We start from the raw sequence: 22,593 nt of genomic DNA on the forward strand, positions 1-22,593 counted from the left end.
CACTTCACGGGGGTGTTCGTCGCGGCGGCGTGCATGAGAGCGGTCAGGTCGACCGCGGCGGCTCGAGGCGGACAGTGATTCGGCGCCGAAGCCGCTTCCTCGCTCTCCCTTGGCCAGGATTCACCGACCTGAGCGGAAGTGACTTGCCAAGGCGAGCAGCAAGGACGCTTTCGTGGTGCGTAGCTCTTGGCGCGGCGATTTCCCGTTCCGACCATCACGCAGCCGGCGCGGGCCGACACATGAGCCTCTGCCCAGGAAAATCAGGTCGTCGCCGTCCTGGATCCCGTGACGTAGTCGTGCGTGCCGCGGTGCCACCCAGTGGCGATCTCGTCCCACCGGAGGACCCCCGGTCGCTCTCCCTCATCGTGACGGACCAGTCCGTTCTCGTAGGCGTAGATACGGTTTCCCGCGCTGCGGGGCTTGAACATCCCGAGTCGGAGCTTGACGAAACTCTGCCGGTAGGCGCCCAGCCGGTGCTGCTCGGCGGCCTGCGCCACTTCCGGGAGCACATCGGTGGAAGAGGGTCTTCTCCCCCTCGTGACGTCACGCCCCGCGTCCTTCTTCGACGCCGTCCGCCAGGGACGTGGCGAAGACCGGCGGGCGGGGCCGTACGGCCCCGCCGCCGTCGTGAGGAGGCGGCCTGAGCCAGGCGGCCGGTCAGTGCAGGATGCTGACGGCCCGGGCGATCACGAGGAGCGAGGTGAACAGGGCGGAGACGCTCTGGATGCCCATCAGGAGCTTTGCGCGGGTCGACAGCGGCATCGTGTCGGTCGGGCTGAACGCCGTGGAGTTCGTGACGGACACATAGAGGTAGTCCGCGAGCGTGGGGACCCAGTCCGACGTGCCGCTGGCGCCGTCGGCCACTTCCTGGATGGCGTCGTCGTTCTCGTCCTGCGAGAAACGGAAATCCGCCAGGGGAAGCGCCGAGCGCGGCACCTGCGTGCGGCTGACCGGGCCACCGCGGTCCAGCTCCCAGTAGGCCAGGCCGAAGACGATGATGTTGGTGAGCCACACCTGCAGCGCCGCCACCAGCAAGGACCGGCCGTCCTTCACCCCGGCGTACACCAGCTCGTGGACCAGGATGACCAGCGCCACCAGATTGCTGACGGCGATGACCGCCACGAGCGTCAGGGAAAGCACCCGGAACGTCTTCGTCTGCCGGGTCAGACGCTTCGGATTGATCGCGATCAGCGGAACGAGCAGCAGACACTCCAGGGCGGGCAGCACATAGCGCGGAGCGACCAGCAGCCGTTCCGGCAGGAACAGGTACAGGGCGATCGCCACAAGCGTCGCGACGACCGCCGGCAGCCGTACTTCGCCCCTGCGTTCATGCCGGGGATGCCTGGTGCTCGCCTCCGCACGCGTACGTGCCATACCGACTAATCCTTCCGGTCGCCACCACCGAATGCGCCACGACGCCTGCGTCCTTCAGCGGTGCAGACCACCGGGCACCTCCAGCATCTACCCCGAGTACCGCTCTACCCCGCCTGCCTCGTCCGACGCGCGGGGCCGGCTGGGCGGTGCCAGCGCGCGAGGGCCGCACGTACTCGTCCACGTCGCCTCATTGGATCCCGGCATGGGCGCGGCCTACGCAGCGGCCGCAGCGGTGTCATCGATGACGATGCCGGGCTCCGGATCGTGGGGGCTGCTGAGGGTCATGGCGAGCCGCCTCGGGGACGTCGGCCCGCAGCACCCGGCGGCGTCGCCGCGTCGTCCGTCCAGTCGTCAAGACCCGACGCCCGCAGTACCTCCCGCACCACCTCGTCGTCGATCCGGTGGCCCAGCTGGTCCAGGATGCCCGCCCCATGGCGGAGCGTGCCGCGGGCCACGGAGTGGCGTACGCCCGTGTCGAGTTCGTGCCAGATCAGGGGATTCGCCACGAGGACGCGGGGGTCGAGTTCCAGGCGGTGGCCGTGTTCGTCCCGGAGGACCAGGTGGATGGAGACGCCGTCGAACTGGCGGACAGCCGTCAGTACGTCCGTGTGGATCACGCGGCGGCACCACGGTGTGCGCACCGCGAGCCAGCCGGGGCCGGCGGTCACCCGGGGCGGCAACAGGATGTGGAAGAGTACGGCTGACAGGCTGATCCACAGCAGCGCGCGCAGCGGGGTAAGGCTCCCCGCGTCCGCGTCGCTCAACACGGTGAGGACGCAGAACAGCAGGGCACAGGCCGCCGCCAGACGGGCGCTGCCGCGCCAGTGCCGGTCACCGACGGGGCCCTTGGGGCCGTTCCGCTGCATACAGCCGACGCTAGGCGGCCCTGAGGTGCCGGGGAACTGCCGCTGACAGCTTCCTGACGCCGGCCGGGGTGATTCTGACGCCGCCCTTACGCGGCCGCGACCGTCGACCTCAGCCTGTGTGGACCCAGGGGGCGGCGAACCCGGTCCTGGTCCGCTTCGCGCAGCACCTCGCGGGTGACCGGGGCAACCTCGCCCTGGCCCGAGAGGAAGAAGCGCAGGAAGTTGTAGATCACCGCGAAGCCGACGGTCCAGCCGCGCCGGCCGGCCTTGCGGGCGGCGGTGGTCACGGCGATCGCGGCGGAGCTGATCAGCACGAGCACACCGGTGACGTAGGCGCCGCCCTGCTTGTCGACGTTGGCGTCTGTCCTGTGCCCGGCGCGGTCTGGGCCGCCCGATCGCCGTGTACGTCCGTGAGGTCGCCGCCTGCGAGGCCGGCACGCGCCGAGCCGGTGCCCGTGCCCGGCGCCGCCGGCCGGCGCGTCACCGTGCTGATCCCGGAGCTGGAGCCGGAGCGGTGGTGGCAGCGGCTGCCGCGGAACCAGTGGGGTGCCTCGGTGGCGCATGCAGTGCGGCGGGAGACGGACGCGGTGATCTGCCGGCTCCGCTTCCGGCTGCCGTGAACGCCGTCACCGAAGGCGGGGGCGATCCTGCTCGTCGCCATGGCCACACCGCCGTATGAGCGCCGTCAAAGGCGAAGGTGCGGCCGTAAGGGAGCCGTCAACGGACGGCCGGATCCGGTCGGTGAGGGGGTTTCCTCTACTCGTCCGTTGCAACCGAACCCGACCTCAGGAGTTCGCGATGGCCGATCTGGCCTTCGTCGTCATCGTGCTCGCGGCTTTCGCGCTGGTGAGCCTCGTCGCCAAGGGGGTGACGAAGCTGTGACCGTCGAGAACGTCGTCGGCCTGGTCGTGGCCGTCGCTCTGCTGGGCTATCTCGTCCTCGCCCTGTTCTTCCCGGAGAGGTTCTGAGAGTGGGTCCCGTCATGGCCGGCGTGCTGCAACTGCTCGCCCTCACGGGCGCGCTGGCGCTCGCCCACATCCCCCTCGGCTCCTACATGGCCCGGGTCTACTCCTCGAAGCGGCATCTGCGTGTGGAGAAGTGGATCTACAAGGGCATCGGCGCCGCCCCCGACACCGAGATGACCTGGGTCGGCTACCTGCGCGCAGTCCTCGCCTTCTCGGCCGCCGGGGTCCTCTTCCTCTATCTGCTCCAGCGCCTGCAGGGTGTTCTGCCCGGCTCACTCCACTTCTCCTCGGTGAACCCGGCGCAGTCGTTCAACACGGCCGTGTCCTTCGTGACGAACACCAACTGGCAGTCGTACTACGGCGAACAGACCATGGGGCACGTCGTGCAGACCGGCGGGCTCGCCGTGCAGAACTTCGTCTCCGCTGCCGCCGGCATGGCCATCGCGGTCGCCTTGGTGCGTGGCTTCGCCCGCTCGCGCACCGGTGAGCTCGGCAACTTCTGGTCCGACCTGGTGCGCGGCACCGTGCGGATCCTCGTGCCGATCGCGGCCGTGGCAGCGGTGGTCCTGGTCGCCTGTGGTGCGATCCAGAACTTCTCCGGCATCCACGAGGTCGGCCAGTTCATGGGTGGCGCGCAGCAGTTCAACGGCGGCGCCGTCGCCTCCCAGGAAGCGATCAAGGAGCTGGGCACCAACGGCGGCGGCTACTTCAACGCCAACTCCGCCCACCCCTTCGAGAACCCCACCCCGTTCACCAACCTTTTCGAGATCTTCCTGATCCTGGTGATCCCGTTCTCGCTGACCCGCACCTTCGGCGTCATGGTCGGCTCGGTGAAGCAGGGGTACGCGATCCTCGCCACGATGGTCACCATCTGGCTCGGCTTCGTCGCCCTGATGATGTGGACGGAGTTCGTCCACCACGGCCCGGCGCTCCAGGCCGCGGGCGGCGCGATGGAGGGCAAGGAGGTCCGCTTCGGCGTCGGCGGCTCGTCGATCTTCGCGGTGAGCACCACACTCACCTCCACCGGCGCCGTGGACTCCTTCCACTCCTCCTTCTCCGGCCTGGGCGGCGGCATCGCCATGCTCGGCATGATGCTGGGCGAGATCGCTCCCGGCGGCGTGGGATCCGGTCTCTACGGCATGCTGGTCATGGCGGTCATCGCGGTGTTCATGGCCGGACTGATGGTCGGTCGCACCCCCGAGTACCTGGGCAAGAAGATCGGCGCGCGCGAAATGAAGCTGGCCGCCGCCTACATCTTGATCACCCCGGCGCTCGTACTGGTCTTCACGGCGGCCTCCATGGCGCTGCCGACCCCGCCGCACTCGATGCTGAACTCCGGTGCGCACGGCTTCTCCGAGGTTTTGTACGCGTTCACCTCGGCGTCGAACAACAACGGCTCGGCCTTCGCCGGGCTGAACGCGAACACCGACTGGTTCAACACCATGACGGGACTGGCGATGCTGCTCGGCCGCTTCCTGCCGATGGTGTTCGTCCTCGCCCTGGCCGCCTCGCTCGCCGGGCAGCGGCCCGTCCCGGTCACCGCCGGCACCCTGCGCACCGAGAAGCCGCTGTTCACCGGCCTGCTGGTCGGCGCCATCCTCATCATCACCGGTCTCACGTACTTCCCGGCCCTGGCGCTGGGCCCGCTCGCCGAGGGGCTGGCGTGATGACCACCCGAACGGAAATGCACGAGGACTCCATGTCCACTCCCACCCTCGCGCCCCATCAGGACGCGCCCACCGGGCACAAGGCCGCCGAAGGCCGTGTCGGAGCGGGCCTCTTCGACCCCAAGGCGCTGGTCAGGTCCCTCCCGGACGCCTTCCGCAAACTCGATCCGCGAGTCATGGTCACCTCGCCCGTGATGTTCGTCGTGTGGATCGGCTCCGTGCTGACCACCGTCTTCTCGCTCAAGGATCCGGCCGACTGGTTCGGTTGGGCGATCAGCGCCTGGCTGTGGCTGACCGTGATCTTCGCCAATCTTGCCGAGGCGGTGGCCGAGGGCCGCGGCAAGGCCCAGGCCGACACGCTGCGCAAGGCCAAGACGGACACCGTCGCGCGACGGCAGCGGGGCGACGGCTCCGAGGAGCAGGTGGCCGGGACCGACTTGAAGATCGGTGACCTGGTGGTCTGCGAGGCCGGCGACGTCATCCCGGGTGACGGTGACGTCGTCGACGGTGTCGCGAGCGTCGACGAGTCGGCGATCACCGGTGAGTCGGCGCCGGTCATCCGGGAGTCCGGCGGCGACCGGTCGGCCGTCACGGGCGGCACGAAGGTGCTGTCCGACCGGATCGTCATCAAGATCACGACCAGGCCGGGTGAGACCTTCATCGACCGGATGATCAATCTGGTCGAGGGAGCCGCCCGGCAGAAGACGCCCAACGAGATCGCCCTGAACATCCTGCTGGCGTCGCTGACGATCGTGTTCCTGCTGGCCTGCGCGACGCTCCCGCCGTTCGCCGCCTACGCGGGCACGCACCTGACGATGGTCGTGCTGGTCGCGCTGCTGGTCTGCCTCATCCCGACCACAATCGGCGCGTTGCTCTCCGCGATCGGCATCGCCGGCATGGACCGCCTGGTGCAGCGCAACGTGCTGGCGATGTCGGGCCGGGCGGTCGAGGCCGCCGGCGACGTCTCCACGCTGCTGCTGGACAAGACCGGCACGATCACCCTGGGCAACCGGCAGGCCGCCGAGTTCGTGCCGGTGCGTGGCGCCACCGAGGCGGAGGTGGCCGACGCGGCCCAACTGTCCTCGCTGGCCGACGAGACGCCCGAGGGCCGCTCGATCGTCGTCCTGGCGAAGGTGAAGTACGGCCTGCGGGAACGGCACCAAGGTGAGCTGGCCCATGCCGAGTGGATCGAGTTCACCGCCCAGACCCGCATGTCGGGCGTGGACGTCGACGGCCGCCGTATCCGCAAGGGCGCCACCGCTTCCGTGGTCGCCTGGGTGGAGGAGCGCGGTGGTGCAGTGGCCGGGGACGCCCACGAGCTGACCGGCCGGATATCCGAGGCAGGCGGCACGCCGCTCCTGGTCGCGGTGGACGACGAACGGGGCGCCCGCGTTTTGGGTGCCGTCCACCTCAAGGACGTCGTCAAGAAGGGGATGCGGGAGCGGTTCGAGGAGCTGCGCCGCATGGGCATCAAGACGGTCATGATCACCGGTGACAACCCGCTGACCGCGAAGGCGATCGCCGAGGAGGCCGGCGTCGACGACTTCCTCGCCGAGGCCACCCCCGAGGACAAGATGGCGCTGATCAAGCGGGAGCAGGCCGGCGGCAAGCTCGTCGCGATGACCGGTGACGGCACCAACGACGCGCCCGCCCTCGCGCAGGCCGACGTCGGCGTGGCCATGAACACCGGCACCTCGGCCGCCAAGGAGGCCGGCAACATGGTCGACCTCGACTCCAACCCGACCAAGCTCATCGAGATCGTCGAGATCGGCAAGCAACTCCTCATCACACGGGGCGCGTTGACGACGTTCTCCATAGCCAACGACGTCGCGAAGTACTTCGCGATCATCCCGGCGCTGTTCGCCGCCGTCCATCCTGGCCTGGACAAGCTCAACATCATGCACCTGTCCTCACCGCACTCCGCGATCCTGTCGGCCGTGATCTTCAACGCGCTGATCATCATCGCGCTGGTGCCCCTGGCCCTGAAGGGCGTGCGCTACCGGCCGATGAGTGCGGACCGGATGCTGCGTCGCAACCTCGGCATCTACGGCCTCGGCGGCCTGGTCGCGCCCTTCCTCGGCATCAAGGTCATCGACCTGCTCATCTCTGCGATCCCCGGGATCAGGTGAAGGACATGAACAACTCCGCTGTGAACACGGCCCGGTTGCTCGGGGCGGCCCTCCGCGCCCTGCTCGTGCTGACCCTGGTCACCGGTGTGCTCTATCCACTGGCCGTCACCGGCATCGCCCAGAGCCTCTTCCACGACAAGGCCAACGGCTCCCCGGTCACCGCGGACGGCAAGGTCGTCGGCTCCTCCCTGATCGGGCAGTCGTACACCCTGCCGCTCAAGAAGGGACAGCAGACCCCCGACGCGGACCTGAAGTGGTTCCAGGGGCGCCCGGCGAACGGCCTCGGTACCAACAGCGTCAACACGCGGTACCAGCTGATCCTGTCCGGCGCCACCAACCTGTCCGCGGACAGCAAGGTCCTCGTCCAGCAGGTCGAGGAGGCCACATCCGCGGTGGTGAAGGACAACTCCGTGCCCGGATACACGGTGAAGCCGTCGGACGTACCGGCGGACGCCGTCACGTCCTCCGGTTCAGGCCTGGACCCGGCCATCTCCCCGCAGTACGCGGCACTCCAGGTTCACCGGGTCGCCGCCCGCAACGGGCTGCCCGTCGCCGTGGTGGAGAAGCTGGTCGAGGAGCACACACAAGGCCGCACCCTCGGCTTCATCGGCGAGCCGCGGGTCAACGTCCTGGAACTCAACATCGCGCTCAGGAACCTCATGGCCAGGAAGTGACGGGCTTACCCGACCGGCGCGGGAGTCGGACGGTTCCAGCGATCACTTCTCCCCTCAGCTCTCCGCAACTGCCAGCCGAAGGGCCTCTGCTGCGTAGATGCGCGGCTGAACCCCTGATATAGTCCGCGCTTGCCGCCCTGAACCGGGCGGCAAGCTGGCCGGTCCGGCCCCATGATCTGCCCCTGAGCGGCGTACATCCGCGAGGCAGTCAGCCGTTGTGCCGCCGTGGCGCTTGCGCACCAACGACGTTCGCGCCTCTCTTGCGGCTACCCCTGCCTACCCATCCGAGCAGCGCCATGCCGCCGTCGAGGCCCAGCGCCCGCGCACCCTCCTCGCTCATCGCCCGACAGGCGGGAGAGATCCACATGAACACGGCACCTCCGCACCGCTTCGCTACGGGCAGGACTCTGCTCCGGGGTGCCGGCGAGACCGACCCCGACTCCTGGACAGCCGTCGGCTGGGACTCCGGCCCCAACAGCGCCAACACCGCCTACGCCTGCGCGATCTGCAGCGGGAGCGACGTCGCCGGCACGCCCGTCGGCGACGGGAGCTCCAACCCGGCGTACTGGACGGCCGCCACCCACAGCGGGGGCTCGCCCTCCCCGGGCAGCTACTCCGACGTGTGGGCCCTGTGCTTGGACGTGCGACACGGGCACAAGCGGTAGTCCCCGAGCCTGCCTGAGTGAAGCTCGCCGGGCGCCAGGAGTATCCGCCCGTACGACATCAGTGCTCGCCGACGGGCTGACGCAGCCGGCAGCACAACTCCGACCTGGGCCGGTCCGCCCTCGCGGCCGGGACGTCCAAGGCGCGATCTCCCACCAACACGGCTCCCAGCCACCTCCGTACCCCTCTGGAGGCGACGGCACGACAACCCCGACGCCTTCTTCAGCCTCGCCGTCCGCCCCTCCGCCTCACCTGATGTGACCGAACAGACCCACCAGTTGGGCCTGGAAATCCGCAACGCCCCCGTCGGTAATCCAGTGGTCCCGACGGCCCGGGGCGAGAAGAATCTCTGGTCATGACCCTGCTGACCCACTGGCCGCTTGCGGGACTGCGGTTGACCACGCCGCGCCTGGAGCTGCGATTGCCGAACCTGGATGACCTCGCCGCGCTGGCATCGTTGGCCGCCGATGGGGTCCATGACCCGGCGGTGCAGCCGTTCACCGTGGCATGGACCGATGTCGATCCGGAACAGCGTGCTCGCAGTGTCCTGCAATACCACTGGCGCTGCTGGGGCGAGTGGGAGCCGGAGAACTGGGAGCTGAACCTGGTCGCCGTTCGAGACGGAGTTGTCGTGGGCACCCAGGGCATCAGTGCCCGGGATTTTTCGGTCCGCCGTGAAGTAGGCACTGGTTCCTGGCTGGGCAGGGCCCACCACCACCAGGGCCTGGGGACCGAGATGCGCGCTGCTGTCCTCCATCTGGCCTTCGCTGGACTCGGCGCACAGCACGCTGTTCCGGGGCATACGCGGACAACGCTGCCTCGCTGGAGGTTTCACGCAAGCTCGGCTACCGCGAGGACGGCATCGAGCGTCATGCCGTACGCGCCGAGCCCGCCGTACTGCGCAGGCTGCGCCTCACTGCTGAACAGTGGCGACAACACCAACGCGTTCCCGTGACGATGGAAGGTCTGCCGGCGTGCCTCCCATGGTTCGGCCTGGCATGACCGAGTAGCGGCGTGGAGATCGTCCCGACCTCCCGTCGAACGGCGGGGCCGGAATGCGGCGGCGTCGCAGGTCGCGTTGCGGCCCAGGCCGCAGTGACAAGCGATCGCCTGCGCACCGAAGGTCCGCACAGGACCCGGGCCCGTGAACAACCGGCTCCCGGGGCCTGTGCGCAGTCGTGCACAGTGCGGTCAGCTTCAACCTGAGCCCGTGGGTTGGGGTGTTCGGCCGGCCGGCGAGACACCCCAACCCAGTCACGTCAGGCCGACGTGGTGACCGCGCCGCCGAGGTGCCGGACGAAGAACCGGACCGCGCTGTCGACCTCGAACCGGGGCAGTTCCTTGTGCTTGCCCGAGTTCACATGCAGGGACTTTTCCTTCGAGGCGAAGGCGTCGAACAGCGCGAGACCTTCCTCGCGGGAGATGTGCTCGTCGTCCCACTGCAGGTCGAACTCGATCGGGATGGTGATCCGCTTCGCCTTCTCGGCCAGGACATCAGGCCAGTGCTGGCCGAAGACCGCGGCCGTGATCCTGGGCTCGGCCGCCACGAACGGCACGCCGATCGCAGTACCCATGTTGATGCCCCAGAAGCCGACCGGGCCGTCGGCGCCGATCTCCGGGAGCTCTTGGAGGGCCCCGCGTCCGCGAGCGGGCCAACGCCGAACGCAAGGCAGCCTCACTGCACGCTCAGGCGGACAGGATGAAGGCGCGGTCGGCCACCGCGGTCATGGCCAGGAGCATGGCCCGTCGCGCAGACCGGATGCTGGCGGAACTCGAGTCGGCCCGCCGTACGGAGAAGGTCGCCAGGATCCGGCTGCCCGAGCCCGCCCCGTGCGGGCGGATGCCGCTCGGCGCCGTCAGCCTGTCCAAGTCCTACGGCGGCCACCGGGTCCTGGACGGCGTGGACCTGGCCGTGGACCGGGGCAGCCGTCTGGTCGTCCTCGGCCTCAACGGAGCAGGCAAGACGACACTGCTGCGCCTGCTGGCAGACGAGGAACAGCCGGATTCCGGCCGGGTGGTGCGCGGCCACGGGCTGCGCCTGGGCTACTTCGCGCAGGAGCACGACACCCTCGCCCCGGATCGCACCGTCCGGGAGAACCTGGCCGCCGTCGCCCCGCACCTGAGCGATGGCGACATACGGGGAGTGCTGGGCGCGTTCCTGTTCTCCGGCGACGACGCCGACAAACGGGCCGGGGTACTCTCGGGCGGCGAGAAGACCCGGCTGGCGCTGGCCGGCCTCGTCCACTCCGGCGCGAACGTGCTGCTGCTGGACGAGCCGACCAACAACCTCGACCCCGCGTCCCGCACCGAGGTCCTGGCCGCGGTCGACTCCTACCCCGGCGCGATCGTGATGGTCACCCATGACGAGGGCGCCATCGACGCCCTGCGACCCGACCGCGTCCTGCTCCTGCCGGACGCGGACGAGGACCTATGGAGCGAGGACTACCGCGACCTGGTCTCCCTCGCCTGAGCACTCGCCCCTGGGCCGGTATCGCGTCCACGGTGCAGTACCGGCCCTGGTGGCGCAGCCAAGGAAGACTGCGCCACCACGGCTGCGGCCGTGACCGCCCCGAACGCGAAATGCGTCGCCCGGCTCGGGGTCTGACGTTCCTGCGCAGCGCAGCGGCAACAGGCCCGACGGCTCGAGCCAAACAGCCCCATCGCGCTGGGGATTCCTGCCATTTCTCACCGGAAGCCCCTGATCACCGACGCGTACTCAGAAGCGCCATGGGCAGCGACGCTTTCTGTGGTAGCCGGTGACTGCTGTCCACGGCCCGCCCGAGGCCATCGGGGCACCAGGTTCCCCAGTCCGTTCGGTGCGGTGGGCGGTGGTGTTGTCGTAACCGGCCATTCCACCGGAACCGGAGCGAGTCAGGGTGTCCGCAGAGCCACCGCTGCCTTGTATGTGCGCAGTACCGGGGCCGTTTCAATGCGTGTCACGGCCTCCCATGCCACGCGCCGCGTGAGGTACGCGTGGAGCGCCTCTGCGTCCCGGCACAACGCCTGCGCGACCAGGTTCGTCGGCCCGGTCGTCGCCGCGACCAGCGCCAGCTCCTCGTGGGCCGCCAAGGCGGTGGCCACGGTCTCCAGGTGTGCGGGCGCGACCTGCATCCACAGCAGCGCCGACACCGTGATGCCCACCACCGCCGGGTCCACGTCCACGTCGAAGAACAAAGCGCCGCGTGCCCGCAGTTCGCCAAGTCTGCGGGCCACTGTCGACGCCGTCGTGCCGGTCACCGCTGCCAGTTCCGCGTAGCTGACCCGCGCGTCCTCGCGCAACGCGTCCAGCAACACCCGGTCCGCGTCGGTCAGCAGGTACGGCTCTTCCCCGGGGTGGGCGGCGCGCCCGCTGACGCCGGTCGTGTCCCCCTCGGCGCGCAGCCGGGCCTGCTGCTCCTCGTCCAGCACGTTCACCCGTCCCCGCCATGCGGTCGGCCCGCCGAGGTAGGTGTGCAGCAGGTAGTGCGCTGAGACCGAGGTGATCCCGGCAGTGCGTGGGATGTCGCGCAGCAGCAGCGCGTGCGCGTCCGGACCGGAGGGTGCCGTGTGGATGATCGCCACGATCTCCGTGCCGCCGGACGTCAGCCGCACCCACGAGGTGTCCGGCCGGCGCGCGAGCGCCATCGCGATGTCGTGCGCGCTGCGCGTCGCGGCCGTCAGCCGCACGAACCACTGGTGTGTGCCGGCGCTGCGGGATGTCGGCAGCGTCACCACCCGCAGCCCGGCCTGCGCGTACAGGCGGCGGTAGCGGCGGACGACGGTTTGTGTCGAGGAGCCGAGGATCTCGGCGACAAGCGTGAACGGCGCCCGCGCGTTCACCTGCAGGGCATGGATCAGGCCTCGATCCAGATCATCCAGTACGAGCATATTCAGCAAAGTAGCTGACTTGAATGGAAGCAATCACGCATCTGCTGGGAGGAAGTGGAAGCCGGTGCGGAGGGGTGGGCACGGTGGTCGCCGAGCCGTTACGGCCCGTATCCCGTACCCCGTAGCCCTTGGGAGACTGCATGTCTCGCACGACCGGCACACCCGCCACCGCGCCCGCCGCACCGGGCGCCCCGGCCGACGCGCCCGCGCCGTACCGGTGGCGCTGGATTGCGCTCGCCGCACTGCTTGCCGCCGAGGCCATGAACCTGCTCGACGCGACGATCGTTCAGGTCGCCGCGCCCGTCATCCACGCCGATCTTGGCGGAGCGGGCGCCACCATCCCCTGGTTCAGCGCTTCCTACACCCTCACCTTCGCCCTCGGCCTGCTCACCGGCGCCCGCCTTGGCGACATCCACGGCCGCAAGCGCGTCTTCCGTATCGGAGTCATCGCGTTCGCCGCGACCTCCCTGGCGTGCGCGCTCGCTCCTGCCGCCACTGTTCTCATCGTCCTGCGCGCCCTGCAAGGGGCCGCCGCGGCCGCCATCATCCCGCAGACGTTCGGGCTGATCCGCGCCATGTTCACCGGCACCGAACTGTCCAAGGCACTCGGCATGATCGGTCCCGTCATGGGGCTGTCAGCCGTCACCGGACCCGCGCTCGGCGGCGTCCTCACCGACGCCGACCTGATCGGCGCCTCCTGGCGCGCCGTCTTCCTCGTCAACCTCCCCCTCGCCGCCGCCGTTCTGGCCGCCGCACCCCGGCTGCGCGAGGACCGCGCCCCCGCCCGCCCCCGTCTCGACCCGGCCGGCACCGCGCTGGCCATGCTCGGCACCGCCCTGCTGGTGTGCCCGCTCGCCACCGGCCGCCCCGGGCCCGCAGCGTGGGCGACCGCCGCAGCCGGCGCCGTCGTCCTGACGGTGTTCGTCGCCCAGCAACGCCGCACTGCCCGTCGCGGCAAAGCCCCACTGATCGAACCGGCTCTACTGCGTGGCCGCTCCTTCCCCGCCGCACTGGCCACGTCCACGCTGTTCTTCGCCGTGATGAACGGCGTCATGATCACCGTCGTCCTCCACCTCGAAATCGGCCTCCACGACGGGCCTCTCACCGCCGGACTCACCCTGCTGCCCTGGTCCACGGGACTGGCCGTCGCCTCCTGGTCCGCTGGAAGCCACCTCGTCCCGCGCTACGGCGGACGTGTCATGCACGCCGGCATCGCCACCCTCGCCGCCGGTCTGGCCGCCGCCGCGCTCTCCTACCGCGCCGCCGCCCCAGGCGCCTACCCGACGGTCCTCCCGTTCGCTCTCGCGTTGGCCGGGGTGGGGTCAGGGCTGTTCACACCACCGTTCTTCACCACTGCGCTGGGAGCCGTCGGAGCGCAGGAGACCGGCTCCGCGGCGGGACTGCTCAACGCCGTCCAACAACTCGGCGGAACACTCGGTGTCGCTCTCATCGGCGGGATCTACCTCGACACGTCCGGCGGTCCCCGCACCGCGGCCGAACGCGCTCTCGGCACAGCCGCCGTGCTCCTGGCCGCCACCGCAGCGGCCGCCGGGGTGATGACGGCCCGCCGTACCCGGCCGGCCATTTCCACCGACAAGTCGCGGGACGAGGCGGCCTGACCACATCGCACCGGCTGTCAGACCCACGGGGCGGCGCGCATCACACGGTCACAGCCCTGAACAGTCTCTGGGTGGTGCAGGTCGTGATCGTGTCACGAACCCGCCTTGAGGCCCCTGGACCGTGCTCCTGCTGGTCCGGGTCGCGGTGGGCGCCCGCCTTGGTAACCGGCCCCTTCTCCATGCCTGTGCCCTCGCGGTGGCACTCCTCGTGTCGTCTGGTGCGCCATCTCGATCTTCTCGGCGGCCGCCGCCACTTCTCCGTGCCCCAGCGGTGCGCCACCGTGGCGGCCGAGCTTCATCCCCGCCCCGGGATTCTGCAAACTCCGTCCCGGCATTCCACGGCTTGAGCCGGAGGCGGACGGCCGCTGCGGTGTCGGTGTTAGGGAGCGGGCGAGTAGCCGCGGGCTCGGACGAGGTCGTGGGTGAGACGGGTGAAGGCGCGGGCGGCGGCGCTGCGGTAGGCGCCTTCGCGGTGCTGGAGCGTGACGGTGCGGGTGGGCAGGGGTGGGTCGAGGCGGACGGGGGTCAGATGGGGGTGGTCGTGGGTGACGGCGTCGGGCAGGACGGTGGCCAGGTCCGTGCGCTGGACGATCTCGGTGAGGGCCTGGACCGAGTTGGCCTCGACCGAGATGTGGGGAGCGGTCCGGTGACGGGTGAAGTAGGCGTCGATGTGACCGCGCGTGGCGAAATCGCCGCTGAGCAGCGCGAGTTGCCGGCCGGCCAGCTCCTTGACGGGTAGCGGGGAGGCCTGACCGGCGTCGGATCGGCCCGCGCCGGTGACCAGGGTGAGCGTCTCGGTGTACAGCGCGGTGGCGGCGATGCCGGGGAGATGGGGGTCGGCGAAGGCGATGCCGAGGTCGAGGTCGTCCGCGAGCAGGGCCGCTTCGATGCGGTCCTGGGTCGTCTCCACCAGGGTGAGGCCGATGCCTGGGTGGCGGCTGTGGAGCTCGGCCGTGAGCGGGCCGACCAGATAGGCGGTGAAGGTGGGGGTGACCCCCAGCCGCAGGTGGCCGCGGGAGAGGTCCTGGACGTCGTGGACGGCGCGTTCGGCGGCAGCCAGATCGCGCAGCGCGCGCCGGGCGTGGTCGGTGTAGACGGCACCGGCGTCGGTGAGCCGCACCGTGCGGCCGGTCCGGTCCAGCAGCTGCACGCCCAAGGCCCGCTCCAACTGCTTGATCTGCTGGGAGAGCGTGGGCTGGGAGATGTGCAGTTCCTCGGCGGCGCGCGTGAAGTTGCCGCGTTCGGCCACGGCGAGCAGGTAGCGCAGGTGACGCAGTTCGAGAACAGCCATGGAACCGACTATAGATGCAGTCGATAGCTCCGATGCGCAACGACTCTTGGACGCTATAGAGCCAGGTCATGCATGGTGGATTTCAACAGCCCGCAAGGGCCGATCATCACCCGAAGGGAGTGACCATGCAGGACCTCACCGCCGGCATCGCCCGTTTCCAGCGGGACGTCTTTCCGGCCAAGGCCGAGCTCTTCGCTCGTCTGGCCACCCATCACGCACCGCACACGCTGTTCATCAGCTGCTCCGACGCCCGCGTCGTTCCCGAGCTGATCACCGGCACCGAGCCGGGCGACCTGTTCGTCATCCGCACCGCCGGCAACCTGGTGCCCGCCTACGCCCTCGAAGCCGACGGGATCGCGGCGAGCATCGAATACGCCGTCGCTGCACTGGGCGTCAGGGACATCGTCGTGTGCGGTCACTCCGCGTGCGGGGCGATGACCGCACTCGCCGAGGGCCACGACCTCAGCGCTGCGCCGGCAGTCGCCACCTGGCTGCGGCACGCGGACGCGTCGATGGCCCGCACCTCCACGGACGGTGACGTTCCCGCCTTGGTACGGCAGAACGTGCTGGCCCAGCTGGCGAACCTGGCAACCCACCCCGCGGTCGCCAAGGCGCTGGCACAAGGCGAGGTCGCCCTGCACGGCTGGGTCTTCGACATCGCCACCGGCCGCGTGGAGGACCTGACCGCCGGCATTCAGGACCTGACCGCCCCGGTCGCGGCCTGACACTCCCGGCACCGGTCTCCCGCCGGGAGACCCAACCCCTCTCCCCCACTCGCCACTTCCCCACCACCCCCTGCCCGCGAAGTGGCCCAGCTGAGAAAAGGACGTACTGATCATGGTCATGGTGCACGCACAGTTCGACTCGACCGCCCGTGAGGCCCTGACCACCAGGGCCGTGGAGGCGAAGACCGTCAAGAACCTGTCCTGGAAGCAGATCGCTGACGCCTCGGGCCTGTCGGTGGCCTTCACCACCGCCGCTGTCCTCGGCCAGCACCCGCTGCCGGAGAAGTCCGCGAAGGCCGTGGCCGAGCTGCTGGGCCTGGACGACGACGCGGCGATGCTGCTGCAGACCATCCCGGTCCGAGGCTCGATGCCGAACCGGATCCCGACCGACCCGACCATGTACCGCTTCTACGAGATGCTCCAGGTCTACGGCACGACCCTCAAGGCCCTGGTCCACGAGCAGTTCGGCGACGGCATCATCTCCGCGATCAACTTCAAGCTCGACGTGAAGAAGGTCGCCGACCCCGAGGGCGGCGAGCGCGCCGTCATCACCCTGGACGGCAAGTACCTGCCGACGAAGCCCTTCTGATCGGGCACCGATACAGCGTCACGGACGGACGACGACGGGGCGGGCCGAAGAACAGCCCTTCCGGCCCGCCCCGGCTCCGCCCCGTTCCCCTGACCCCGCGTAGCCGCCCGTCTGCGGCCTCGCCCCTTCCGTCCTCGGAGGATCTTTCATGGACTTCGTCCAGCGCACCATCGACATCGCCCGTCAGAACGTTGCCGAGGGCGGCCGCCCGTTCGCGACCGTCATCGTCAAGGACGGCGGGATCCTCGCCGAGAGCCCCAACAAGGTCGCCCAGACCAGTGACCCCACGGCGCACGCGGAGATCCTCGCCATCCGCGACGCCTGCACCAAGCTGGGCACCGAGCACCTGACCGGCACCACCATCTACGTCCTCGCCCACCCCTGTCCGATGTGCCTGGGCTCGCTGTACTACTGCTCGCCCGACGAGGTCGTCTTCCTCACCACCCGCGCCGCCTACGAACCCCACTACGTCGACGACCGCAAGTACTTCGAACTCGGCACCTTCTACGACGAGATCGCCAAGCCGTGGCAGGACCGCCGGATGCCGATGCGCCACGAGGAGCGCGAGGACGCCGTCGAGGTGTACCGCCTCTGGCAGGAGCACAACGGCGGCGAGCGCCGCGTCGCGGACGCCCCCACCGCATGACCCAGGTCATCGAGAAGGCGGCCCGGTCCACCTGGACGAAGGCCGCCTCCTGACCGCCCGCACCCGCGACCGGTTCTACCTGCCCGACGGCAAACCCGGATCCGGTGAACGACCCCCGGACCTCACACGCGGGATCAGGGAAGACCTCGGCGCCGCCCTGGACCCAGCAACCGTCGTACCGCTGCTGATCACCGAAGCCCCGACTGACGGCAAGCGCGGCGGCACCCACTTCCGACCACGCGAGCCGCCCCGCCTGGTGGATCATCACCGGCTGCGGCATCACCCTCACCGCCCTGGCCACTCTCCCCCGGGCGCCACGCCCATCGGAGCACCCGGCACGGCACCCGCGACGACCCGCCGACGCCGACGCCAGGCGGCCCCACGAGTGGGTGCGGACTTCCGGTAGGAGCCACCCGGTGGGGCGAGCATCCAGCCGTCGCAGACGGCGAGGCGCAACAGGGCTACATAATCGTGTGCCAGTCAGTACGAGTCCGCCTATGATCATCGGCAAGGCGGGGTCGTAGCACAGAGGTAGTGCGCCGCGACAGCATCTCGGAGGACGTCGGTTCGAATCCGGCCGCCCCGCCCCTCTTTCCCTGCCAACCACCGCGGTTACGGATGTACCGCCGAGCACCGCGCAGGGCGCGAGGAGGGTGAGGACGCGGTTCTTCCTCTTCGTCATGCGTGCCCTCCGTGTGATGAAGGTGTTATGGGGGTGCGGATCTTGCTCCCGTCGTGACTGGCAGGTCGGCGGTCAACGTCCGCCGGCCGGCCGCGCGGCTATCGTGGCGTCGCCGAGCGGGTATCCTTCCGGCTCCAAACCGTGTGCATGTCTCCCGGAGAGGCCTTTACCCTCCGGGCATGGATCTTCGCGAGGAACTTCCGAGTGACAGGCAGGCCGTGCGGGATGTTCACCTGCAGGCGTTCGGGGACCATGGCCGTGTCGTGGCCGACCTGGTCGACACCCTGCGCAGCACCATCACGCCCGAGGACGGTCTGTCGCTGGTTGCCGAGCACGGCGGGCAGGTCGTCGGGCACGTCATGTTCACCCGCAGTCTTCTCGATGCCCCTCGTCGGCTGGTCGAGGTGCAAGTCCTCAGTCCGCTCGCAGTGATGCCCGAGCTCCATAGGCGCGGTATCGGCTCGTCCCTGGTCCGGCACGGACTGGAGGCCCTCGCCCGACGGGCCGTGCCCCTCGTCTTCCTGGAGGGCGATCCGGGCTACTACTCGCGTTTCGGCTTCGTGCCCGGTGGTGGCCTGGGCTTCCGCAAACCGTCCCTGCGTATCCCGGACGGTGCCTTTCAGGTCATCAGACTCCCGGAGCACGAGGCATGGATGACGGGGACGCTGGTCTATGCAGAGCCGTTCTGGCGGCATGATGCCGTCGGTCTGCGTGACCCCGACGCAGCGTGACGTGAGACGGTCCACGGATCGCGACACTCAGCGGGCCGTCGCCCCGCCCGGTGCAGCCGCGGACCGGTCCTCGAGGGCCTCCCGCTCGACCGAGCGGGGCCACAGGGTGAGGGCGAACAGCGCGAGCAGAGGGCCGGTACCGGGGTCGGTGGCGTGACCGGTGAGGAGCCCGCCGAGGTCTTGGCCGGCCAGACCGGTGGCCAGGGCCAGCACGCCGCCGGCCGCAAGGGCCGGGCGGCGGGTGCGCAGGGCCAGGATCCCGACGCCGACGGCGACCTGGAGGAGCGCGAAGACGACGACGAACCGCAGGTCCCAGCCGTTGAACAGCTCGCCGAACACGTGGTTGGCGGCGGCGACGGCACCCGGTTCGCCCTCGCCGGTGTTGATCAGCTGGGCGGCGGGCGTGTGGTTGGCGGGTTCGAGTTCGAGGGCGGCCGTCCCGAGCCAGAGCAGCAGCCACACCCAGCGCGCCGGCGCCCCGCCGAGGACACCCTCGTCCGCGACGCTCCGCCCGGTCGGTGCACCGCCCGACGTGCGGACGGACGCCTGGGTGAACGCGCCGGAGACGCTGCCGCCCCCGCTCGTGGAGGCGCCCAGGGCACCGCCTGAGGTGCGGCGCGGCCAGACCGCCACGGCGATCACGGCATAGAGGAGGGCCGCGCCAGGGGCTCCGGTCAGCAGGTTGGTGCCGCCCATGAAGAGTCCGCCGAAGCCCTCGCCGACGATCCACACGGACAGCGCCCACAGGACCGACAGCCCGAGTGCCGTGCGGGCGGTGCGTCGCCACAGCAGCCCGGCGCCGAGCGCGACCTGAAGCGCGGCGAAGAGGGCGTTCCACAGCGCGGCGTGGGCGGCCAGCATGCTGGTCAGGTCGTATTCCACCGTGGAGATCGGGCCGGGCAAACCCATGTTCGCCATACCGAGCATGTCCACGAAGAAGCCGCGGGTGAACATCGACGGCTGGAATTGCAGCACCCCGTCCACCAGCCACAGCACCCCGAGGGTGATCTCCACTCCGCGCCGCGTCACCCGCCGGACGCCCCACCGGCGCGCCCTCGCCTCGCCCGCGCCCCCGGTGTGTCCCGGCCGACGGGCCCCGTGGCGGCTGAAGACGGGAGCTGGGCTGCGCCAGTCACCGATGACCATGAGCGGCACCTCCGATCGCGGGCCCCCGATGGGGGTACGGGGCCCGGCGGCGAACGTCTCAGCCGTCCGGATGAACGTCTCCCCGGTGAGGCTCTCCGTCCTTCATGAGGTCCGTGCCTGCGACGGCTGCGGGGTAAGCGGCAGCCGTTTCTCCTCAGGCTGATCGCCCCGCGACCAATCGGCCCTCGGGCAGCCGGGACCATCGGACAGCCGAGGCCTCGAGCAGCCGCGAAGGGAGCTGGTCCACCGGATGCCCGGAGTGATCGAAACTGAGGGAGAACAGGCGGCAAGCGCTGGACTCACGGCTGCTCGGCGGCGATTCTGTTCCCGTACGTCGTGCGGGAGAGGGATGCATGAAGCCGCTGGAGTCGAGTGATCCCACGTCGGTCGGCGGGAACAGGTACCGACTGATCGGTCGGCTCGGTCAGGGAGGCATGGGGGTCGTCTACCTCGGCCGGTCCCAGTCGGGCCGGGCCGTGGCGGTCAAAGTGGTGCGTCCCGAACTGAGCACGGACCCCGACTTCCTGCGCCGTTTCGCCCGCGAGATCACGGCCGCGCGGCAGGTGAGCGGCTTCCACACCGCCCCCGTCGTGGACGCCGACCCCGACGGAAATCCGGCCTGGCTGGTGACCGCCTACGTGCCCGGTCCCACCCTGGACAAAGTACTGGACCGGGTGGGACCACTGCCCGCGTACAGTCTGACCGTGCTCGCGGCGGGGCTCGCCGAGGCTCTGGAGGCGATCCACCGGGTCGGTGTGGTGCACCGCGATCTCAAACCGGCGAACATCATCGTCGCCGAGGACGGCCCGCGGGTCATCGATTTCGGCATCGCGCGGGCCCTCGATGGAATGTCGGCTCTGACGCAGACGGGTTTCCAGGTCGGGACGCCCGGCTACCTCGCGCCCGAGCAACTGACAGGTGGAGCGATCACCGCCGCTGTGGACATGTTCGCGCTGGGCGTGGTGCTCTGCCAGGCCGCAGGTGGCTCGCCGTTCGGCGACGGCTCCACGGCCGGCTGGCTCTACCGCGTCGTCCACGAGGAGCCCGACCTGGCCGCGGTGCCACCGATGCTGAGGGAAGCGGTGGCCGCGTGCCTCGCCAAGGACCCGCGGCAGCGACCCACTCCGTCGGAGTTCCTCGCCGGTCTGACGGTCCTGCACCGCGAGGACGGCGGCTGGCTGCCGGACGCCGCGATGCGCCTGCTGACGCCGAACGAGAGTCCGGGCGCGCAGACCCCGGCACCTCTCGATGACGACGCGCATCGGGCGCCCGCGTCGCCGACGGTAGCCGACCCCGGCGGCCCTGCCCCTTCAGGTGCGCGTGCGTTTCAGCGCGCGGCCAGTGGCGCGCCGACACCGCCGCCTGCTCCTGCCGCGGAGGAAACCGCTGTCTCGCCGACCGTGAGCGCCCCGATCCCGCCTCCGCCCGTTCGGGAGGGCAGCCCATCGGCCGGTGGACAGGGCCCCGGCGCCCGGCGGCGGCCCTGGATGCGGCTTGCCGTCGCGGCCGCTGTGGTGTGCACGGCGGTTGCCGCGGTGCTGGTGTGGCAGGCACAGGAGGACGGCTCCCCGAACAAGGCGCAGCCCAAGCAGTCCGTCAAGATCGCTCCACCGTCGGGTCCCGCCCCCTTCCCCACCGCCCCGCTGCTGATCCGGCAGGACACCGCACCCGGCTGGCCCTCGACCTGCCACGGCGTGATCGCGCTGCGCCCGGCCGCGACGGATCAGCCGCGGCGGCTGGTCCACGGCGGCACGTGCGACATCCTGCCGCAGTGGGCCCCCGACCGGCGCTCCTTCGCCTTCACACGGATCAGCTCCGGGGACACAGCCGTGTGGACAGCCAACGCCGACGGGTCCGGGCCCCGGCGCATCGCTTCCATCGCCGGCGGGCGGGTGTCCTGGTCTCCGGACGGCACGCGCCTGGCAGTGCTGCGCAAACAGGACGGTGTACAGCAGCTGTTCGTCGTGCGTGTCTCCGACGGTTCCTCACGCCAGATCACCACGGGGACAGGCCGGGTGGAGGATCCCGCGTGGTCCCCGGACGGCAGCAGGATCGCCGTGTCCTATGAGACCTCTCCAGGCAACTGGCAGATCCACGTGGTGGAACCCGACGCCCGCCAACCGAAACTCGTCCAGGTCACACGGCTGCCGCACCCCGCACTGGACGCCGTCTGGTCGCCGGACGGGAAGACCTTCGCGTACACGGCGGGAAGCTACAACAGCGTCCGCAAAGGGGACATCCGCCTCGTCAGGACGGACGGAACCGGTGACCGCGCGCTGGTGGCCACCCCTGAGCACGAGATGGACCCGGCGTGGTCGGCCGACGGCACGTGGGTGGCATTCGTGCGCGGCCCCTACCAGTCCCCCGTGATCTGGGCGGTACGCGCGGACGGCACGGGGGAACGCAGACTCACGACAGGCAGTTCACCAGAAGGGCACCCGGCCTGGCGGTGAGCCGAGGCTGCGCGGACTCGGCCCAGCGGTCCGGACTCGGCGGCTTCGTTTCCGCCGGGGCCACGCCTCCTCACGGTCTCGGCTCCGCAGCGGCGTCGAAGCCGCAGCTGCCGGTCGTCGCGGTGTCGTCCTGGCCTTTTGGCCGAATGGTGACACGGCCGTCGGCGTTTCGGCTGTGGGTGATCGTGCAGAGCAGCCGGCGCAGAACTGTCCGGTCCGCCCCGGCGGGATGGGCAGGCCGCCGTGACCGTCCCGCCAGCGAGGTGCCGACCGTGACGGCCGTGCCGTGGCCGGCAGAGTGACGCAAAATCCGCAGTCCGACGGCCCGCACTTGTGCGCTGGGACCGGCGAGGAGGGCGGGGATCGCCTTCTCCGTCGTCGCTGGGGTCGGCTTCCCGCTGCCCTGGCCTGCCGTGCCCGGCCAGTCATACTCGTTACCGAATGGCGGAAGCTCCGTCGAGCGGATCACGGGGTTTCAGACCACCGTCGGTCGGGGCGACCCTCGC

Annotated in this window: 20 protein-coding genes, 1 tRNA gene and 3 pseudogenes; 16 read left to right on the plus strand and 8 right to left on the minus strand. The window is 70.2% G+C overall.

Annotated features, from left to right (window positions below; genetic code table 11):
* Positions 1-260: 260 nt before the first annotated feature.
* The 4 genes from ACZ67Q_RS35845 to ACZ67Q_RS35860 all read right to left on the minus strand — a co-directional run bounded on the left by ACZ67Q_RS35845 (position 261) and on the right by ACZ67Q_RS35860 (position 2,560).
* A complete protein-coding gene (locus ACZ67Q_RS35845) occupies positions 261-497 on the minus strand; it encodes a hypothetical protein (RefSeq protein ID WP_471190734.1) in 237 nt (78 codons plus the stop codon).
* 160 nt (positions 498-657) lie between these two features.
* On the minus strand, positions 658-1,374 hold the full coding sequence (locus ACZ67Q_RS35850) for a hypothetical protein (RefSeq protein ID WP_471190736.1): 717 nt from the start codon (positions 1,372-1,374) through the stop codon (positions 658-660).
* 281 nt (positions 1,375-1,655) lie between these two features.
* Positions 1,656-2,240, minus strand: a complete 585-nt coding sequence (locus ACZ67Q_RS35855) for a hypothetical protein (RefSeq protein WP_471190738.1) — start codon at positions 2,238-2,240, stop codon at positions 1,656-1,658.
* A gap of 86 nt (positions 2,241-2,326) precedes the next feature.
* Positions 2,327-2,560, minus strand: a complete 234-nt coding sequence (locus ACZ67Q_RS35860; protein WP_471190816.1) for a hypothetical protein — start codon at positions 2,558-2,560, stop codon at positions 2,327-2,329.
* A gap of 38 nt (positions 2,561-2,598) precedes the next feature.
* On the opposite strand from ACZ67Q_RS35860, the pseudogene ACZ67Q_RS35865 reads away from it, so the two are divergent.
* The 8 genes and pseudogenes from ACZ67Q_RS35865 to ACZ67Q_RS35900 all read left to right on the plus strand — a co-directional run.
* Positions 2,599-2,860, plus strand: a pseudogene (locus ACZ67Q_RS35865) (hypothetical protein); the annotation flags it as partial.
* A 55-nt stretch (positions 2,861-2,915) separates the two neighbouring features.
* Positions 2,916-3,122 carry a hypothetical protein gene (locus ACZ67Q_RS35870; protein ID WP_471190740.1) on the plus strand — a complete coding sequence of 69 codons (207 nt, stop codon included), beginning with the start codon at positions 2,916-2,918 and terminating at the stop codon, positions 3,120-3,122.
* Positions 3,119-3,208, plus strand: a complete 90-nt coding sequence (kdpF, locus tag ACZ67Q_RS35875) for a K(+)-transporting ATPase subunit F (RefSeq protein ID WP_471190742.1) — start codon at positions 3,119-3,121, stop codon at positions 3,206-3,208. Before ACZ67Q_RS35870 ends, kdpF begins: the two co-directional genes overlap by 4 nt.
* 2 nt (positions 3,209-3,210) lie before the next feature.
* Entirely contained in the window at positions 3,211-4,872 is a 1,662-nt protein-coding gene (kdpA, locus tag ACZ67Q_RS35880) for a potassium-transporting ATPase subunit KdpA (protein ID WP_471190744.1), read from the plus strand.
* Positions 4,872-7,001: a potassium-transporting ATPase subunit KdpB gene (gene kdpB / locus ACZ67Q_RS35885; RefSeq protein ID WP_471190746.1), complete on the plus strand. Its 2,130-nt coding sequence runs from the start codon at positions 4,872-4,874 to the stop codon at positions 6,999-7,001. Before kdpA ends, kdpB begins: the two co-directional genes overlap by 1 nt.
* 5 nt (positions 7,002-7,006) lie before the next feature.
* Entirely contained in the window at positions 7,007-7,675 is a 669-nt protein-coding gene (locus ACZ67Q_RS35890; RefSeq protein ID WP_471190748.1) for a potassium-transporting ATPase subunit C, read from the plus strand.
* A 365-nt stretch (positions 7,676-8,040) separates the two neighbouring features.
* Positions 8,041-8,340, plus strand: a complete 300-nt coding sequence (locus ACZ67Q_RS35895) for a hypothetical protein (RefSeq protein ID WP_471190750.1) — start codon at positions 8,041-8,043, stop codon at positions 8,338-8,340.
* A 353-nt stretch (positions 8,341-8,693) separates the two neighbouring features.
* Positions 8,694-9,293, plus strand: coding sequence for a GNAT family N-acetyltransferase (locus tag ACZ67Q_RS35900; protein WP_471190752.1), 600 nt, complete (start codon positions 8,694-8,696; stop codon positions 9,291-9,293).
* Between the two features lie 304 nt (positions 9,294-9,597).
* Here the strand turns inward: ACZ67Q_RS35900 and ACZ67Q_RS35905 are convergent.
* Positions 9,598-9,972 (minus strand): annotated as a pseudogene (locus ACZ67Q_RS35905) (alpha/beta hydrolase family protein); the annotation flags it as partial.
* A gap of 2 nt (positions 9,973-9,974) precedes the next feature.
* Between ACZ67Q_RS35905 and ACZ67Q_RS35910 the strand changes: the two are divergent.
* Positions 9,975-10,808: pseudogene (locus tag ACZ67Q_RS35910) on the plus strand (ABC-F family ATP-binding cassette domain-containing protein); the annotation flags it as partial.
* A gap of 401 nt (positions 10,809-11,209) precedes the next feature.
* On the opposite strand, the gene ACZ67Q_RS35915 reads toward ACZ67Q_RS35910, so the two are convergent.
* Positions 11,210-12,205 carry an Lrp/AsnC family transcriptional regulator gene (locus ACZ67Q_RS35915; protein ID WP_471190754.1) on the minus strand — a complete coding sequence of 332 codons (996 nt, stop codon included), beginning with the start codon at positions 12,203-12,205 and terminating at the stop codon, positions 11,210-11,212.
* Between the two features lie 140 nt (positions 12,206-12,345).
* Between ACZ67Q_RS35915 and ACZ67Q_RS35920 the strand changes: the two genes are divergently transcribed.
* Positions 12,346-13,824, plus strand: coding sequence for an MFS transporter (locus ACZ67Q_RS35920; RefSeq protein ID WP_471190756.1), 1,479 nt, complete (start codon positions 12,346-12,348; stop codon positions 13,822-13,824).
* Positions 13,825-14,203: 379 nt separating this feature from the next.
* On the opposite strand, the gene cynR is transcribed toward ACZ67Q_RS35920, so the two are convergent.
* Positions 14,204-15,115: a transcriptional regulator CynR gene (gene cynR / locus ACZ67Q_RS35925; protein ID WP_471190758.1), complete on the minus strand. Its 912-nt coding sequence runs from the start codon at positions 15,113-15,115 to the stop codon at positions 14,204-14,206.
* Between the two features lie 125 nt (positions 15,116-15,240).
* Here cynR and ACZ67Q_RS35930 point away from each other — a divergent pair, with 125 nt between their 5' ends.
* The 5 genes from ACZ67Q_RS35930 (at position 15,241) to ACZ67Q_RS35950 (ending at position 18,488) form a co-directional block, all read left to right on the plus strand.
* Complete coding sequence (locus ACZ67Q_RS35930; RefSeq protein WP_471190760.1) at positions 15,241-15,840, plus strand: carbonic anhydrase; 600 nt, start codon at positions 15,241-15,243, stop codon at positions 15,838-15,840.
* A gap of 118 nt (positions 15,841-15,958) precedes the next feature.
* Positions 15,959-16,429 carry a cyanase gene (cynS, locus tag ACZ67Q_RS35935; protein WP_471190812.1) on the plus strand — a complete coding sequence of 157 codons (471 nt, stop codon included), beginning with the start codon at positions 15,959-15,961 and terminating at the stop codon, positions 16,427-16,429.
* A 148-nt stretch (positions 16,430-16,577) separates the two neighbouring features.
* Positions 16,578-17,075 (plus strand): nucleoside deaminase, encoded by a 498-nt coding sequence (locus ACZ67Q_RS35940; protein WP_471190762.1) that lies wholly within the window; start codon positions 16,578-16,580, stop codon positions 17,073-17,075.
* Positions 17,076-17,587: 512 nt separating this feature from the next.
* Positions 17,588-17,662: transfer RNA gene (locus tag ACZ67Q_RS35945), tRNA-Leu, on the plus strand.
* Between the two features lie 274 nt (positions 17,663-17,936).
* Positions 17,937-18,488, plus strand: a complete 552-nt coding sequence (locus ACZ67Q_RS35950; protein WP_471190764.1) for a GNAT family N-acetyltransferase — start codon at positions 17,937-17,939, stop codon at positions 18,486-18,488.
* A gap of 27 nt (positions 18,489-18,515) precedes the next feature.
* Here ACZ67Q_RS35950 and ACZ67Q_RS35955 read toward each other — a convergent pair whose 3' ends face one another.
* On the minus strand, positions 18,516-19,634 hold the full coding sequence (locus ACZ67Q_RS35955; RefSeq protein ID WP_471190766.1) for a hypothetical protein: 1,119 nt from the start codon (positions 19,632-19,634) through the stop codon (positions 18,516-18,518).
* A 353-nt stretch (positions 19,635-19,987) separates the two neighbouring features.
* Between ACZ67Q_RS35955 and ACZ67Q_RS35960 the strand changes: the two genes are divergently transcribed.
* Complete coding sequence (locus tag ACZ67Q_RS35960) at positions 19,988-22,087, plus strand: protein kinase domain-containing protein (protein ID WP_471190768.1); 2,100 nt, start codon at positions 19,988-19,990, stop codon at positions 22,085-22,087.
* Positions 22,088-22,593: the final 506 nt, after the last annotated feature.

This window comes from Streptomyces sp. NPDC036813, assembly GCF_055609245.1.